The sequence below is a fragment of the Amycolatopsis sp. Hca4 genome, assembly GCF_013364075.1.
Taxonomy (GTDB): domain Bacteria; phylum Actinomycetota; class Actinomycetes; order Mycobacteriales; family Pseudonocardiaceae; genus Amycolatopsis.
The window spans coordinates 2,559,517-2,576,529 of sequence record NZ_CP054925.1; the positions used below are offsets into that span (position 1 = coordinate 2,559,517).

At 68.1% G+C, this 17,013-nt stretch carries 13 protein-coding genes; 9 read left to right on the plus strand and 4 right to left on the minus strand.

What is annotated here, in order from left to right:
* Window positions 1–2 precede the first annotated feature (2 nt).
* Complete coding sequence (locus HUT10_RS10940; RefSeq protein WP_176171084.1) at window positions 3–1,226, minus strand: hypothetical protein; 1,224 nt, start codon at window positions 1,224–1,226, stop codon at window positions 3–5.
* Entirely contained in the window at window positions 1,219–1,695 is a 477-nt protein-coding gene (locus HUT10_RS10945; protein WP_176171085.1) for a hypothetical protein, read from the minus strand. Before HUT10_RS10945 ends, HUT10_RS10940 begins: the two co-directional genes overlap by 8 nt.
* Before the next feature lie 249 nt (window positions 1,696–1,944).
* Between HUT10_RS10945 and HUT10_RS10950 the strand changes: the two genes are divergently transcribed.
* Window positions 1,945–3,180: a cytochrome P450 gene (locus HUT10_RS10950; protein WP_176171086.1), complete on the plus strand. Its 1,236-nt coding sequence runs from the start codon at window positions 1,945–1,947 to the stop codon at window positions 3,178–3,180.
* Here HUT10_RS10950 and HUT10_RS10955 read toward each other — a convergent pair.
* Window positions 3,134–5,482: a LuxR C-terminal-related transcriptional regulator gene (locus HUT10_RS10955; RefSeq protein ID WP_176171087.1), complete on the minus strand. Its 2,349-nt coding sequence runs from the start codon at window positions 5,480–5,482 to the stop codon at window positions 3,134–3,136. The two genes, HUT10_RS10950 and HUT10_RS10955, sit on opposite strands and share 47 nt — an antisense overlap.
* Before the next feature lie 829 nt (window positions 5,483–6,311).
* Here HUT10_RS10955 and HUT10_RS10960 point away from each other — a divergent pair.
* The 7 genes from HUT10_RS10960 to HUT10_RS10990 all read left to right on the plus strand — a co-directional run bounded on the left by HUT10_RS10960 (window position 6,312) and on the right by HUT10_RS10990 (window position 13,123).
* A complete protein-coding gene (locus HUT10_RS10960) occupies window positions 6,312–8,231 on the plus strand; it encodes a protease pro-enzyme activation domain-containing protein (RefSeq protein ID WP_176171088.1) in 1,920 nt (639 codons plus the stop codon).
* An 83-nt stretch (window positions 8,232–8,314) separates the two neighbouring features.
* The gene (locus HUT10_RS10965; protein WP_176171089.1) at window positions 8,315–9,184 is read left to right on the plus strand and encodes a L,D-transpeptidase; all 870 of its coding nucleotides are present in this window, start codon (window positions 8,315–8,317) and stop codon (window positions 9,182–9,184) included.
* Between the two features lie 34 nt (window positions 9,185–9,218).
* Window positions 9,219–9,971 (plus strand): hypothetical protein, encoded by a 753-nt coding sequence (locus tag HUT10_RS10970; protein ID WP_176171090.1) that lies wholly within the window; start codon window positions 9,219–9,221, stop codon window positions 9,969–9,971.
* Window positions 9,972–10,120: 149 nt separating this feature from the next.
* Window positions 10,121–11,230, plus strand: coding sequence for a hypothetical protein (locus tag HUT10_RS10975; protein WP_176171091.1), 1,110 nt, complete (start codon window positions 10,121–10,123; stop codon window positions 11,228–11,230).
* 21 nt (window positions 11,231–11,251) lie between these two features.
* A complete protein-coding gene (locus HUT10_RS51825) occupies window positions 11,252–11,725 on the plus strand; it encodes a cupin domain-containing protein (RefSeq protein ID WP_176171092.1) in 474 nt (157 codons plus the stop codon).
* Window positions 11,726–11,834: 109 nt separating this feature from the next.
* Window positions 11,835–12,023, plus strand: a complete 189-nt coding sequence (locus HUT10_RS10985) for a hypothetical protein (protein WP_176171093.1) — start codon at window positions 11,835–11,837, stop codon at window positions 12,021–12,023.
* A 2-nt stretch (window positions 12,024–12,025) separates the two neighbouring features.
* Window positions 12,026–13,123, plus strand: coding sequence for a 3-oxoacyl-[acyl-carrier-protein] synthase III C-terminal domain-containing protein (locus tag HUT10_RS10990; protein WP_176171094.1), 1,098 nt, complete (start codon window positions 12,026–12,028; stop codon window positions 13,121–13,123).
* Between the two features lie 1,463 nt (window positions 13,124–14,586).
* Here HUT10_RS10990 and HUT10_RS10995 read toward each other — a convergent pair.
* On the minus strand, window positions 14,587–14,847 hold the full coding sequence (locus HUT10_RS10995) for a helix-turn-helix domain-containing protein (RefSeq protein WP_176171095.1): 261 nt from the start codon (window positions 14,845–14,847) through the stop codon (window positions 14,587–14,589).
* 794 nt (window positions 14,848–15,641) lie between these two features.
* Between HUT10_RS10995 and HUT10_RS11005 the strand changes: the two genes are divergently transcribed.
* Window positions 15,642–16,460: a hypothetical protein gene (locus tag HUT10_RS11005; RefSeq protein WP_176171097.1), complete on the plus strand. Its 819-nt coding sequence runs from the start codon at window positions 15,642–15,644 to the stop codon at window positions 16,458–16,460.
* Window positions 16,461–17,013 lie beyond the last annotated feature (553 nt).

A 17,013-nucleotide genomic window follows, 5' to 3' on the forward strand; every position in this document is an offset into this window, starting at 1 on the left:
ATCTATCGGCTCGCCGATTCCGCTTCTCGGAGCCTGCGGTGTGTCGCGCGGATTCTCGTGGCCATGCGCTGGACTCGGCGGTGGGTCAGAGCGTCTCCGACATCGGCCAGCCACCGGATCCTCGCGGCGTCGTCGACGTGCAGGCGTTCGGTCTCCAGCCACCACGCTGGGGAGTCGGCGTCGTCGCGACCGCTGCCGGGCAGGTGCCCTGCGGACGGGTGGGACAGGTGCGCGACGACCGTAGCGAGCGCGATCTCGATGTCGACGGCTGTCGCCGTTCCCGCCGGGACATGGACGTAGAGGGCCAGGGTCTGCAGTTCGTTGCGTATCGCGCGGCGAATCCGTTCGTCGACCAGGTGCTCGACGATCAGCAGGGCGTCTTCGATCTCGACCAGTTTCTGGATGAACGACAACGGGGACGGGCGACGGTGGGCCAGCAGCACCCGCCCCCGCTTCCATAGGCGTTCGATCGCGGCGTCCCGGCGCTGAGTGCGGCGGCGGTCGAGCCAGTCGAACAGCCGCCGGGTTGCCGCGGCGAACAGCGACCCGGCGACGAAGAGCATCAGGCCGGCGCCGTCGGTGAAGACCCCGAAATGCGTCCCGCGGGGCGGATGGTGCGGGTCGACCAGCAACCGGAGCGTGACACCGAGCCGCCAGGACAGCCCGACCAGCGACACCGCCACCCCGAGCTGCGCGAAGGCCACGCCTCCTCGCACCCCGGCAACCTCGCCGCGGGCCACCACGGTCAGGCCTAGTAGGAGCATCGCCAGCCAGCCGACGAGGTAGCCCAGGTAGATAGCGGAGTACAGCTGGGAGGGCCAGGCCGGGTTCCGCGGCGAGGCGAAGAAAGACGTGCGCGCCCCGGCCAGCGTGTACAGGGTGACCATCGCTGCCGCGCAGACCATGAAGATCGTGATCACTGCCGGCATGGGCAGGCGCAGCTGTCCCAGGGTATGCAGGAACCCGGCGGTGAAGACCATCGCCAGCATCGCCAGCACGTTCTGCGCCACCACCGCCGTGTTGTGCAACCCCGTCAGCTCGTCGACCCAGTCCAAGGTGACCGGCGCCCCGGCGGCCAGCGACAACGCCATACCGGCGATGCCGGCGGTCAGGAAGTGCCGGCTGAGCGCGTAGCCGCTGCCCCGGTTGACCACCGCCTTGCGGACCGCCTCGACCACGCCCGCGGCTGCGGCGCCGAGCCAGAGGAGCGAGACCGCGTCAGGCATCGGCGCACAGGTGCCGTCGCGACCCGAATGCCGCCCGCAGGGCCGTCCGGCCCGGCAGCCGATCGCGGTGGCGCGCCGCCCCCGCGTTCACGTGTTCGCGCAGCAGGCACGCGAACTGCTCGGCTTCGAGCTCCCACCGGTCGTCGGGGTGTGTGCGGCGGCCGCAGGCGTAGGTGCCGGGATGGCCGAGGATCCAGTGCCCGATCTCGTGGAAGGCGATGTGCGCGGCGTGCGCCGGGGCGGCTTTCGCGACGACCGTCAGCCAGCACTCCTCTCGTGTGCGCGCCAGCAGGCCGCTGGCTCCGCCGCGCCGTAGTGGCATCCGGCCCAGGATCACGGGCATGCCTTGTTGCCGGCCCAGTGCGTCGAGGAAGGCTCGCAGTTCGAATGGATGACGGATCGGCAGGGCGCTGATGATGGTTTCGCAGCGCCGGATGAACTCGTGATCCCTGTGGTCGGTAGTGCTCACTTTTGCCCCTGTACGCTCGATATCCAGCCGGCCCCCGCCGGCACCCCTGTGTGATCCCCCGTCAGCCTTGATGGCCTTCATCGCGGCTGTTCAGGGCGTTGGAGTCATAGTGACGGACACGCTCCGCAACCACCGCCGCTTGTTGCCACAATCGGTCCACATGTCGGCGATGTGGAGTCCACATTCTTTTCCACAATGTCCCGCCGAGCGTCTTGACCTGCGTCATTCACGGCCAGTAGCCAGGTGGGTATGGTTCTGGAAGCGGGCGGCGCTGCGGCGCAGGTGTCAGGGATCGATCCGGCGGATGTGGCGTGGTCGTTCAGCCACCTCGATCCGGCCGTCGCCGAGACCGTCTACGACACGCTGGGGGTGATCCGGCGCGGATGTCCGGTGGCGCGCAGCGGTGAACTGGGCGGGTTCGTGCTGGTCACCGGGTATGCCGAGATCCGGGAGGCAGCACGCGCCTCGGACCGGTTCAGTGCCTGCGTCGACGGGCTGGGTGCGGCGGCGGTGGTCACCGAGATGCGCGACGCCCTCGCGCCGATGTTCGAGACCGACGCCGACCACCACCACCAATGGCGGCGCCTGCTGCAGACGCACTTCACCCCGGCCATCGCGGCCGCGCAAGCCCAGTACGTGCGGGCGGTCTGCCGCGAGGTCCTGCAGGAGCTGATCCCGCACGGTGCTGCAGACCTTGTCGCCGACTACGCCCGGCAAGTGCCGCCGCTGGTGATCGGGCGCGTGCTCGGCCTCGCCGAGTTGGAACGCGCGTGGCTGGCCGAACACGTCCGTGCTTTCTACGGCGCCGAGACGCTCACCGACGCCGTGCAGGCCGGGCGGACCTACGCAGACTTTCTCCTCGGGCAGATCCAGCAACGCCGCGCCCATCCCGGCCGTGATCTGCTCTCGGCGATGGTGCACGCCCAGGTGGATGGCCACTCCCCCGACGATGACGAGCTGGTCAAAATGACCATGCTGATGGTCGCAGCCGGTCACCTGACCACCGCCGACGCCTGCGCCACCGCGCTCCTGCACCTGCTGGAAGACCCGCCGCTGCGGGAGCGCATCACCGCCGACCCAGCAGCCCTAGAGGCGTTCGTGGAAGAGCTGGTCCGCTACGAGCCGGCGGTCGCGGCGACCGGACGCACCGTGATCACCGAGACGCATCTCGGCGGCATGCCGCTGTTTCCGGGCGACCGGCTGCTGCTGGCATGGGGCAGCGCCAACCGCGACGAACGGGTCTTCAACGACGGCGACGTCTTCCGCCTCGACCGCGACCGCGGCGCGCCGCAGCACCTGGGGTGGGGTGCCGGCGAGCACCGCTGCCTCGGCCGGCACCTCGCCCGCGTCGAACTACGCGTCATGCTCACCGAGTTGCTGCGCGCGCTGCCCGGCCTCCGCCTGCAGCCGGGCACCACGGTGCGACGGACGTTCGGGGTCATCCGCGGCGTCGCGGCCCTGCCGGTGCAGTGGGAGAGCCAGTAGGCGCCGACCGGGCCCGGTACCACTCGGCGAGCTCCCGCCGTCCTGCAACACCCAGCAGGCCATAGATCGTGGTCAGCTCGGTCTCGACCGTGCGTACCGAGAACCGCACAGTCGTCGCGATCTGCTGATTCTTCAATCCCTGGGCGACCAGCCGTACGATGGTCCACTGCCGCTCATTCAGCGTCGGCTCCGCCGCAGGTTCGGTGTCGCCGAAGGCGAGGGCCACGATCTGCTCATCGGTCAGCAGGCTGCCCTTGAGGTAGGCCGCCGTCGACTCCACCGGCCCGAGCACCAAGGCGATCTCGGCTTTCGCCCGACCGCGGTGGGGTTTGAAGCTGGCCAGGCCGTTGTAGTGGACGCCGTGGCGGGCTTGCAGGCTGTCCGATCCGCCGATCGCCCGTGCCGCGCCGACGTAGTCTCCGTCCTTGGCCAGCTCCCAGGCTTTCCGCTCGACCCACCAACCAGGCCCCCACAGATCGCCGAGGGCGATCTGCCGCCGCAGCGGCTCGGGATTGTCGGTGACGGGCTCGGAGCACGCGGGCAATCCGCGCGTCCACTCCGCCCACGTGACGGCCCATTCGGCGCCGCGGCGGCGGGCTTGGGATAGGCAGCGTTGCGACATCCGGTCCGCCTCGTCGGCCGGCCCGAGCAAACCGGCTGTCATGGCGTGGAACAGGTCCGCCATGAAGGCGGGACCTTCGGCACCCGCGGCGCGGAAACCGGCGCTGGCAGCGGCCAGTTTCGCGAACCCGCTGCGCTGCCCGAGGGCGAGTGCCTCGTAGGTACCTTCCACGAGCTGGACTGCCGGAGAGTCGTACTTGCCCACTTCACACGCCAGGCGCACGCATTCGTCCAGGAGCGTCTTCCCGCGGGATTGCTCGCCGAGGGCGATCCACACCCAGCCGGCCATCGCCAGTGCCGAGATCCGCACCTCCGACGCCACCACCGGGCCCTCGCGCAGCAGCTCCTCGACCCGGCGGCACACCTGCACCTCGGTGGCGAAGAAGAACGGCGCGCGCGTCAGCAGGACGTCCACCATGATCGCCAAGCCGCGCTCGGTCAGGCCGTTGTCGGAGCACCATGCCACGGCTGCGGCGATGTTGCGGGATTCGGCGTTGACCAGGTCCAGCCAGCGGACCTCCTCCGGTCCGAACCACTGCTCGGCCGCCTGCCGGGCCAGCCCGGCAATCCATCGGCAGTGCCGTTCGCTGACGTCGTTGAGTTCGCCGGCTGTGCTCAGGCTGCGCCGGCCGTACTCACGCAGAAAGGTGTGCTGACGGTAGCGCCCATCAGGGGAGGCACCTTCGATGATCGAGTGCCGCACCAGATGGTCCAACGTCTCCAGGATCTCGCCACGATCGATCAGCTCATCGCTGCACACCTCTTCAGCGGCGTCGAGCGTGAAACCGCCGGAAAAGACGGTCAGCCGCGCCCAGACCCGTTGCTGCTGCGGCGAACACAGGTCCCAGGACTCGGTGATCGCGATGTCGAGCGCGAGGTGATGCTTGGGGATCCCGCGCGCGCCGGGACCGTACTTCAGCGACGCGCCGCCTTGCAGGCGATCGAGGACGACCGCTGGTGCCCGTCCCCGGCCGAACTGGGCCGCGATGAGTTCGAGCACCAGCGGAATACCTGAGGACCAGCGGACCAGGTCGACAATGGCCTGCCAGTCGTCCTGCTCGGTCAGTGGCCGTCCGACCGCGGTGGCGCGGTCGGCCAGCAGCTGTACCGCGTCGCTGCGCTCGGCCGCCGCGCGGTCGGCGTTCTCGGCGGGGGTCGACAAGGGGCCCAGGTGCACCCGGTGTTCGCCCTGGACGTCGAGGTAGGGGCGACTGGTGGCGATCACCTGCACCATGACGGTCTCGGTGATGATCCGGTTGACCAGCTCGGCAACCGCGTCCAGCACTTGCTCGCAGTTGTCCAGCACGATCAGCACGCGCCGGTCACGGACGTGCTCGATCAGCACGTCGGTGGGGTCGGCGTTCGGCTGATGGTGCGAGATACGCAAGGCTGCAATGAGCAAGTTGCAGATTCGCTGCTCGGCATCCACTATGTCGGCGTGCACGCCGAGTTCGGCGAGACGAATGAACGCCGACGCCTCGTAGTGCTCATTCATGTGCACGAGCAGTTCGCCCGCTAATCGCGTCTTCCCGACTCCGGGCGATCCGGTCAGCGTCACCGCCCGGTCACCGGCGCTCAGCCGTTCGCACACCTCGACCAGTTCGCGGGATCGCCCGAAGAATGTCGTCAGCTGAACACCGGCAGGCGGTTGTCCGGCTGGTCTGCGAATGCGCTTATCCACCGCAATGGACGCAGTGACGCCAGCGGACGCCGACTGCGGGTTTTGCCCGGCTTATGATGTCCTTCACGATCCCCCCCCTCCCGCCGGCACACCCTGCCCGCCCGATCGGCGGATGGCGCTCGCCCGGCTCGTGACACCCTCCGTGGTAGATGTCGTACCACCTGTGGCCTGCGAAGATCGACAACTTCACAACCAAACACCCGATCGGGTTAATCGTCAACACACTGTCCGCGCCGGACTAACGCCAGACCGTCAACACCACTTTCAGTCAACCGACAGAAACCGGACCACGCCCGCGCCGACGAGGACGACGCCGGTGGCGAGCCAGCGCCAGCGCACTTCCGACAGCAAGAGTCCGTACGACTACTTCTGGCGACAGTTCGCAGCACGAGCGGCATATTACAAACAGTTTCACGGCAAGACCGCCACAAGTGTTTGCACTTTCCTGCGAGGGCGGTTATCGTTCGTCTCAGCAAGGCAGACCAGTGCTCCACCTTGGGGAGGCGTGGAATCCGGCACGGTCCGCCCAACAGCAGGGGGCATTCTCGTGTTTCCATCCTCCACACCACGCCGGACGCAGGCCGCTCGCGGACCGCCGGCAGCGCACACTCGACAGTAGCGCACCCTACTCGTCCGATACTACTTCGGACTTCTCGATCAGTGAACTCCACGACCGGCTGCACACAGCCGTTCTTGTGGTCCCTTGACGTCTCCGCTCAGCCCTCTTCGCGTAACCCTGGCTGCGGCACGAGGCACGCCCTTCAGCACGTCGGTCAATAAATTGACGGCGGACTGGACGGCTTTCCCTTTCATACAAGGAGAAACCTCGATGCACAGCCGTCTTTGGCATGCCCTCGCCGCGACCGCGGCCCTACTCGCCTCCACCGCGGCCACCGCCGTCGCGGCGCCCACTACCCCCGCAGGCGACACCGGCGACCGCGCACCAATCGCCGGGAACACCCCCGCTTGGGCCACCCCACACACCGAAGTCGCCCGCAGCAACGGAAATACCGTCCGGCACATCCAGGTAGCCCTGGCACTGCGTGATCAGGCCGGTGCCGAACGCCTCGCCGCGCAGCTGGCGACACCGGGCAGCGCCGAGCACGGAAAGTTCCTGTCGTCGACGGAGTTCCTCGACCGATTCGCTCCCACCCAGGACGCGGTCGACCAGGTGTCGCAGTGGCTGGCCAAGCAGGGCCTGCACGTGACCGGCGTCAGCGCGAACCGGCATTTCGTCGACGCTGAAGCCCCGACCGCCGCGCTGGAGACCGCTTTCGGGACGAAGATCTCCGCGTTCCGGGCTCGGGTCGACGGTGTCACCCGGACGCTCACGGCCCCGGCCGCGCCGGTCACCGTGCCGACCTCGCTGCGTGCCTCGATCACCGCCGTGCTCGGCCTGGACGACAGCGCCGCCTTGCTCGAGCCCCAGCACACCCGCCCGAACGCCGCGGCGGCGGAGCAGCACTGCGCGCGGTGGTGGGGCGAGCAGAACAACACCGACGTCCCGCAGAAGTATCCGGCTGGATTCCAGTCGAACTCCCTCTGCGGCTACACCGGCACCCAGGTCCGAGCGATGTACAAGCTGGACAAGGGAAACACCGGGGCCGGCACGACGATCGGTGTCGTCGGCGCCTACAACTCCGACACCGTCGTCGCCGACACCAACCAGGCTGCCGCCCAGCTCGGCGTGCCGCCGCTGACCGACGGCCAGTACTCCGCGGTCCTGCCGCAGAGCGGGTTCACCGACGCGCAGGAATGCGGTGCGGAAGGCTGGAACGCCGAGCAGACCTTGGACGTGCAGGCCTCCCACACCATCGCCCCCGCCGCGAAGATCCGCTACTACGCTGGGAAAACCTGCAAGGGCACCGGGATCTACGACGCGTTCAACCAGGCCGTCACCGACAACGTCGTCGATGTCATCAGCAACAGTTACGGCAACGCCGACGGCGAAGCGTCCTTGCCGCAGGCGGCGCGGGACCAGTTCAACTGCATGGCGCTGCAGGCGGCGATCCAAGGCCAGACCATCACGGTTTCCACCGGCGACGCCGGCAACAACTCCGGCCCCGCAGGCCACCCGACCGCCAGCTTTCCGTCGTCAAGCCCCTGGGTCGTGGCCGTCGGCGGCACCAGCGTCGGCCTGGACCAGAACAACCAGCCGAAGGTGCTGACCGGGTGGGAGAACAGCGGCAACACCCAGTCCGGGAACGCGTGGGCGCCGCAGCGGGACGCGGACGGGCCGTTCGCTTCCGGCGCCGGCGGCGGCACCTCTGCGCTGTATGACGCGCCGGACTGGCAGGCCGGTGTCGTCTCCGGCAGCGGTGGGAAGCGGGCGGTGCCGGACATCGCGGCGCTGGCTGACTCCTACACCGGGATGCTGGTCGGGCAGACCATCAAGGGCCAGTTCGGGATCGGCTCCTACGGCGGCACCTCGCTCGCCTCGCCGCTGATCGCCGGGCTCGTCGTCGACGCCCAGCAGGCCCGCTCCGGCACCGCCCGCGCCGGGCTGCTCACCCCCATCCTCTACAGCTTGAAGGGATCCGGCGCGATCGCGGACGTGGTGCCGCAGAAGGCTGGGGTGTGGACGCCGATGATGCACGCCTTCGGCGGCGTCGCCGTCCCCGGCGGGCAGGGCAGCTACCTGATCGACTTCGACGCCCGCCCGCAGAACCTGCAAAGCGGCCCCGGCTGGGACAACGTGACCGGCCTCGGCACCCCCGCCGACGGGTTCATCTCCGCGCTTTCCCAGTAATCACAACCTCTTTTCGCGGCAGGCCCGCTCCAGTGCGGGCGGGTTTGCCGCGGCCTCCATCGACCTCGAGGAAGGACAGTTCCATGTCGGAGACGCCACAGCCGGCAGCGAACCGGTGGCGGGTGCTCGCACTCTGGCTGGCCGGGATCGCGCTGGTCGGCACCGCGGGCGTGCTGCTCGCACCGTCAACGACAGCACCCGACGCCGCTCGCGGCGCCGACCCCGTCGAGCTGGGAGTCGAGCTGCACGTCCCGGTCGTGGCCGCCCGGGCGGTCCCGAATCTGACCGGGCTGCCTGAGGCGAGCACCTTCAGCACCATTCCGGGCGCCCCGCAGGACGCGATGACGGAGGAGGTACCGGACGGGCAGCTCGTGCACCCGACCGAGCCGGTGCCGGTGTACGACCAGCCCGGGGGTCCAGCCATCGCGGTCCTGCCGACCACCCAGCTCGGGTCCGACACCTGGGTTCCGGTGATCGAAGAGGAACTAGGCTGGGTGCAGGTGCTCCTGCCGTCGCGGCCCAACGGCTCCACCGGCTGGCTGTCCACCCAGGACAACACGCTCGACAGCCGATCGACCACCGACCAGATCGTCATCGACCGGGCCGCGTTCCGGCTCACCTTCTACCGCGATCACCAGCAGATCGGCGCCTGGCGCGTCGGGGTCGGCACCGCGGCCGCGCCAACCCCGACCGGGCGGACGTTCGTACTGGCGTCGATGACCGACGCGAAGCAGAAGTTCAGCCCGGTGATCTTCCCGCTCGGGATCCACTCGGCCACGTTCACCACCTACGGCGGCGGCCCGGGGACCACGGGCATTCACGGCTGGCCGACCACCGACGTGTTCGGCCGACCGTCCAGCGACGGATGCATCCGCGTCCCCGCTGAAGCCCTCGCCACGTTCACGAATCCTGCAGATCCGGTGCCCATCGGCACCCCGGTCCTCATCCGCTAACCCACCCACACCAACACTTCTGGAGACATCAGCCATGAACACCACTCGTACCGCCCTCGCCGCGGCCGGAGCCGGCGCGCTCCTCATCGGCACCCTCACCACCCTCGCCTCCAGCTGCACCCCGGCCACCGCGGCGCCGCCCGCCCTCTCAGCCGCCGCAGCAACATCGACCGCGACCGGGATCTCCGTCTCCGGCGGAGAGCACCTCTCGGCCAGTCCCAGTGTGTCCAGCAGCGGCGCGATCAAGTCCGCCGGCGGCTCGGCGTCCACGCCGAGTGGCGCGGTCGTGGCCAGCGGCATCCGCCTGCAGGCCGGTGCCGGATTCGCCGAAGCCCGCGTCGCGTCGGTGCGGGTCGGCGGGACCACGGTCGGGCCGTTCACCGCGACCTGCCGCAACGGCGCCATCACCACCAGCGCCCCGAAGGGCGGTAGCGGCAACCTCAAGGTCACCGGCGGCGGCCGTGGCACGGCCGGGGTCATCACCGTCACCACCGGCACCGCCCCCACTCGCACCAACGGTTCTGGCGGCCCGACGTCGGCCAAGCCGACCGTCGGCACGGCAATCACCGTCACGGTGGCGACCGTCAGCTGCGGCGCCGGGACGCCTCCGCCGCCGACGGGCAACCCGCCCACCGGCACGCGCCCGGCCCCGACGCACAAGCCCGGGGCACCGGGGACGTCGCGGCCGGGCGTGCCGGGCCAGCGGCACCAGCAGGGCGACAACCCGGGTGACCGGACCGCGCCCAAGCCGCAGCCCAAGCCCGGCCACGTCGCCGTCACCGGCTGACCCTCCAGACCGCGCGGGCCCGCACCCCACCTCACCCCTTCCAGCGCGGGCCCGCGCACCCCGTCCGCTCCCACGTCCCCACCGGGCGCCCCTCCCCACGCCCGCACCACCACTCAACCCATCCGACCCGCCGAACCGGGGAGATCCTCATGTCCACACTCGTTTTCAGCCACGCCAGCACCGACTACCCCGACACCTCCACGCCCTGCGAAGACGACCGGGCCGTCCACTTCGTCGGCTCACTGCCCGCCGTCTTGACCGGCGACCACCGCGCGACGATGCAGTGGTTCCTCGACCACAGCACCGACACGGCGTTGACCGGGCTGCCGTGTGATCCGGATCCGCGGTGGATCATCGACTGGCTCGACGGCCTCGCCGCCGTCGACGCCCTCGAACCCGTCTGCACCGGCGCCTCCGCCGACTACGACGACATGCCGACCTACCGCCTCAAGCGCGACCGCTGGCTGGAATCCGAGGAGCTGTCCCTCGGCCGCGCCGCCCACACCGACGCCGTCATGGCCGCCCGCGCCCAGCTGCACGACGACCGAGACTTCCCGCCGCACCAAGTGTCGATCCCAAACCCGTACGACCTGGCGCTGTTCACCTTCGGCAGCCCGGCAGCCGCGGTCACGCACCTGCCGGTGTTCCGCCAGGCCGTGCTCGACGACGTCCACATCATTCACCGCCAGCACGGCAACCAGGTCGTCTTCCAGCTCGAAACCCCGGCCGTCCTCGCCACGCTCGACCGCACCCCGCGGCCGCTCTGGCCAGCCGCAGTACGGGCGCTGGCCAAGCAGGTCGCCCGCGTCTTCGCCGACGGCCCCCGCGAGGCGACGTGGCGAATCCACCTCTGCCACGGCGACCTCGGCCACCAGCCCCTGTTCGAGCTGACGGATCTCGTGCCCGCGGTGCAATTCCTCAACGCGCTGCACAAGCAGCTGCGACGGCTGCGGATCCCGATGCCGGCGGTGCACATCCCGATGTGCACCGGCACCCAGGCCCCACCGACGGATCCGCGGTTCTACCGGGCGCTGCGGCACCTGCGCCGCGACATCGACGTCATCGCTGGCCTCATCGACGAAACCCACCCGAAGGCCTCGCGCACTGCGCTCTCGCTGGTCGAGAGCGAACTGGACCGGCCCGTCCTGGCGGTCGCCGCTGCGTGCGGGCACGGCCGCCGCCTTGTTCCCCAGGCCGTCGCCAACGCTGCGCTGGCCTGCGAACTCGCCCGCCACACCACCGATACCCCGGCCCGTTGAACCACGGAGAGGATCGCCGAAATGGACACCACGACCACACCGATATCGTCCGCGGCCGGCCAGCTTGCCGACGAAGGCGAGACGCTCACCCCGATCCTGCGCACCGGGATCGTGCCCACACGCGCGCTCTCCGGCGGCCGAATGCACTTGCCCGGCGCCACCACACTCGCCCCGCAACGGCACGACACCACCGAGACCGCGATCGCGATCATCAGCGGCCACGTCGCCGTCCTCTCCGGCAACGCCATGCAGCCCTTCCATCCCCGTGCCGGAGACATGATCTACATCCCCGCGACCCTGCCCTACGCGGTGGTCAACCTCAGCAACAACGCATCCGTGCTGGCCCAGGTCTTCCGCACCGACCCCGGCTTCGACACCGACGTCCACCGCATGCCCGAACTCGACCGCGCCGTCCGCGACCAGATCCCCGACCTGCGCCGCGCCCACCACAAGGCGCTGCTTACACGGCGCAGCGGCCGCGCCCGCCGCACCTGACCCCGTCCTCACCCGTCGTCCAGCACCCACGCCACCCGCCGACCAGACCCGTTTGGCGCCTCCCCGTCACCTGGCGTGCCACACCAACCGGCTCGATCAGGAAGACGTCATGCGCACCTGGATCACCGACACCGCCCGCGACCTGCTCGACCACCCGCCGCCCGGCGGATCGGTCACGCTCGACGAGATCGCCGCCTGTGCGGGCATCACGACCCACCACCTCCGGGCCTACTACAGCTCGGTCGAGGCCATCGCCGCTGACATCCCCGCGCGCACGCGGCAGATGGGGCGGTGCTGACGATGCGCTGGAAGAACCTCCATCTGCGCGGAGTTGGCGCCGCGCTCGGCGAGCTCGTGGCCGCCGACGACCTCGACTCGGCTCGAACCCTGCGTGACGCCACCAGCCAGCGCGCGGTGTCGATCGCCTCGGGCAGCACCGGGATGGATCTGGCCGTCCGCGCTGGCCGCAACGCCCTCGCTAGCATGGCCATGACCGCCATCGGCGCGCTCCCGGTGCCCGACTTGCACTTCCACGCCGCGATCTGGCGCGGCAGCCGCGGCATCGACTTCTGGTCCCGCGCCGCCTACGTCCGCTCCCGCCTCGGCCTGCCTGCCGGACGCGGGATCGCCACCGAGCTCAACGCCATGAGCAACAGCCTCGTCGGCGGCATCGACATCTCCGCCCGCGTCCTCGCCGGCAGCCCCGACCTCGACACCGTCCTGCTCACCGGTGGCGAAACCTTCGGCCCGCCCGCCTTCGACCACCTCACCGCCGACCACGGCATCGCCTACGGCGACGGCGGCTCCGCCCTCATCCTCGGCCGCCACCCCGGCCTCGCCCACATCCTCGCCACCAGCTCCTACACCGACCCCACCCTCGAACAACTCCACCGCGGCAACGACCGCTTCGCCCCCGCTGGCAGCACCGAACTCGGCATCGAGCGAGTACGAGAACGCAAACGCCAGTACACCGACGCCGTCGGCGCAGCCTCGGTCGCCCGCCGCAATCAGGAGGGCGTCCGCACCGTCATCGACGAAGCGCTCGGAGACGCTGACGTCGGCCTCGATCAGCTGCGCTGGGTGCTGCTGCCGCACTACGGACGGCACTTGCTCGACACCCACTGCCTGCAACCGCTCGGCATCACCGCCGACCGCACCCTCTGCCACGCCGGCGACCAATGGGGCCACATCGGCCCCAACGACCAGATCATCGGCCTCACCCACCTGATCACGCGCGGCGCGGTCGCCCCCGGCGACCACGTCGCCTTGCTCGGCATCGGTATCGGCATGACCTGGACCGCCGCGATCCTCCGCATCGACGCGGTGCCGCCCGGCCTGAGTGGCCTCGCCCCGCCCTTGCGCTGGCCCTGGCGTACGTCGGCCGACGCACAGCGATAACCCACGGGCCCGCCACACCGAGCTCCCGAGGACTCCCGATGCCAGACACCTACCGCCCGTCGCGCCTCGACCAGGCCGTCTTCGGCGCCCCTTTCATCATCATCGACGCAGACAATCACGCACACACGATCACCCGCCGCCTCGACGACGCCACCACGATCCTCAACGCCGACGACGCGGCCCGAGCAATCGTGGGCACCCTCCGCCCGCCCCTCCTTGCCATCGACATCGACCCCGAAGACACCGGCGCGCATGCCGACGCGGGCGAGGCCGTCGCCGAACAGCGACTCCTGTGGGCCGATCGCTACGGCCTGCCTTGCCTCCAGCGCGCTTCCGGCCGCCCAGGGCACACCCACCTCGTCATCAAGACACCGCCATGCCTGCGTCAAGAACTGCAGCGAGTCGTTTACGCGATCGCCACCAGGCACAACGTCTCCGCCACCGTCCGGTCAACCCTCAGGCTCACCTCCTCACCACACCGACACCGGCTGCCCAGCCCGATCCTGAGCTGCACGCTGAGGACAAGCGATTTGCCAGAGCTCGTCACGTCCAGGGCCCCGCGGGTTATACGACCGGCGCGTCGGCGCGGCAATTCGAACGTCAGCAGGTCCGAACGCGAGTACGGCCACGCCCTCGCGCTCGCCCGTGCCGGCCACACCACAGCGCACGCCTGGGCGTTCGCCAACCTCGGCGGCACCAAGGCCCGCGAGATCGGACAGCAAGCCTGGCGACGCTGGTTTTGGGCACCCGCCACCACGATCGCCGCCGCCGAACGCGGCCACACCGAGCAGCAGGCGTGGGACCTCTTCCACCAAGCGTCCCCGACGCAAGCCGCCCACGTCGGGCGAGACGCCTGGCGCCGCAACCGCTGGCTACCCGCAGTTCGCGAGGCGGCCGAACCTAGGCCACGACGACGACGCCTGGGACCGCCTCAGGCCAGCAACCATCAGAACGAACCGTCACCTCGCCAGCTACGACACATCCGTGCCGCGCTTAAGGCGGCCGTGGACGAGCGGTTAGCGCGTGAAGCCAGCTCGGCGGCACGCACCGGCACGATCGCCGGCGTACGGATCACCAGCTTGCGCGCAGCCCTCGACGCATTCGCGCACGCAGCTCTCGCCACCGGAGGCTCCATCTCTGTACGCCACTGGTCCGAACGTGCAGCTCTCGACCCCAAGACCATCCGACGAGCACGAGACGCCGCACTCGAGCTGGGCATCCTCGAACGCGTGCACCATTACGTTGGGGGCGGCAAAGACTGCGATGCATTCATCTTGACCGAAAGCGCAACCACCGACCACAACACCGAATTAACTTCCCCCACTCTGTACACCCCCAACCGCGGTAAGGCTGACCCCCGCAGGTTGCGATCACAGCATCAACGCGACAGGCTCCAATTTGCGCTAAACCACAACCTGACGCCCTCAACCGTCGAAACCAGCTTTCAGTATCCCAGGCAAGTGTCATCGCCTGCTGCGGCCGCCGACGCTGTTGCTCGAAGGCAGCGTGAACTCGCTAGCGTCAACCACCCTCATCTCCGAGACGGCGATCTCCTCCATCGCGTCGATTGCCTTAGCGGGGATCGAGATTCGTCCCCGGATACGGATCGCCGGAAAACCGCCATCATCTACGGCGCGGTAGATAGTCATGGGCGAAACCCCAAGCAGCTTCGCTGCTTGACCAACCGTCAGGAACCGAGGACCACCCAAGTCATATTCGGACATCACAAACCTCCGGACCTACATGGCAGGGAGGCCGGCGCCGACAGCCAGAGCAGTCGTTCACATCAACACTGTTGGGTCCAGGATCCGCCAGAAACCTCAACACGTCAAATTCGCCACACGCCTCAGGCGCTGCCTGTCGGCACCCATGGCCCAGATGAGATATCCGCTCTGTACGGCACACGCACGCAGTGACATCACTACGTGTAGTCTTGTCCGCACCTGTTGTAACGCGCTCCCGTCCGCAACGTTGCCACCCCAGAAGTCCGCCCGAACACAGGCAAGGTCGCTACCGCTCGTCGCGCCACAACCGCGACCGTTCCCCACTCGCGAAGTCCAATGCGCTCAAGACGGTAGGATCACCCTCACCTACTGTCAGCAGCAGCCAAGTTAGGAGGTTCACGGGGGTTGACCGAGGACTTCCGCATGCTGGCTCGGCGACGCATCGAGGAAGCGCAGGCTCTCTACGACGTCGACATGTGGTCTGGCGCATACTACCTCGCCGGCTACTCGGTGGAGTGTGCCCTTAAGGCATGCGTCCTTAAGTCAATCAAGCGGTACCACATGCCCGATAAGACACTTATTAACGACATACACGTTCATGATCTGCAGAAACTTGTCAAGAGTGCAGGTCTTGAATCCGCGCGCAGCAGGCTCTCGTCCAGCCAACCTGCCTTCGCCGCCAACTGGGCTACAGTGAAGGACTGGAACGAATCCAGTCGATATAAGACATGGACTAAGCAAGACGCGGAGGACCTACTCGGAGCAATCAAGCAACGCGGAAGCGGGGTGCTAGGATGGATCAAGAAGCATTGGTAGACCGAGCCCTCGAAGATGGCGCCCGCCTGGACATTGAACTCCGCCGACAAGGATTCGCGCTCGATTCACCCATTGCAGCGTATGACTTGAACGCCAATCAATGGATTTTGCTTTTTGGATTTCCCGGCCGAATGTCTCGACGGCAGGTCTACGAGCAGATACAGGTCGCGATCGCCAACCTCGACTTAGGACTGGATCTAGATCACATTTTCCTGGTAAAAGACGGGGATCCAGGAATGCAAGAACTTGCAGATCTTGCTATTGGTTCCCGTCGGTCATCGTGGGAGCATCCGACACCATCGATTGAAGTAGCGGGGAGACTGTTCAGCAATCCGCAGATTATTCGCATTAGTCCGGCTCAGTTTGAAGAAGCGACCTGGCAGGCGCTCAGCAGCGCTCTGCCAAATGAATTCAGATTGACACGCGGCGATAACTTTAGCTGGCCGACGCGCGAACTTGACTCACCCGTGCAGAAATCGCGACGTTTGGTCAATGTCGACTTCGCGGCAACTATCGAAGATCGCGTGGTCCTCATTGAAGTGAAGGCTCCACGCAGGCCACTTTCCAGCAAGGAAGTTCTTTCCGCACTCGGTCAGCTTACCTATTATCGACATGAGATAGGCCATAATGTTGCAGTGTCCCTCGTGCTTATATCTATGACCGACTTTAGCCAGGCGGTCAGGCGAGAGTTCGCTGGGTTCGAAGGATTTGTCCTTACAACTTGGATGATGGGCCAGGACGGCGCAATCCTCGCTGACGCCGTTGAGAAAGCGGTACATTTCGACGCCCGGTTCTGACAAAGGCAAAGATCGAAGTCGGCTTCAGGGGTCCCAGACCCCTGCGTCGAGCGGCGGGAGTACCTAGACCTACATTCGCCAAGGCTCGCGGTCCGCGGCAGCACAAGGCTGGCTGGGCGGGATTCGGAGTGACAGAGGTGCGCCGCGCACGTTCGTACTTTGGCAAACGATCTCGACCGGCATCGCCGGACGACTGCTACAGACACCCAGGGCGCGAGCTGCAACGCTTGTCCACCACGTTGGACTCGGGCGGGCAGATTAAGTGGCTGGTCTCGGCCGACACTACGATCACATGGGCGCATTAGTACACGACCACTAGCTCCTAACCCGCTCACGCCAGGTCTCGTGTAGCCGCAGATCGGCGATGTCATCGTGGACGTAGGCACGTACGTCCAGCAGCGCTGCCGCGCGATGATCGACGCCGGCCACGATCGCGTACAGGCCCCAGTTTGCAGTGCTCTGCGGAGCCGACGGGGCGAAGGACAGGACCGCCTCACCATTGACAGCACCCGAACAGCGTAATGATCGGGCATCCGAATACGACCTACGGTGG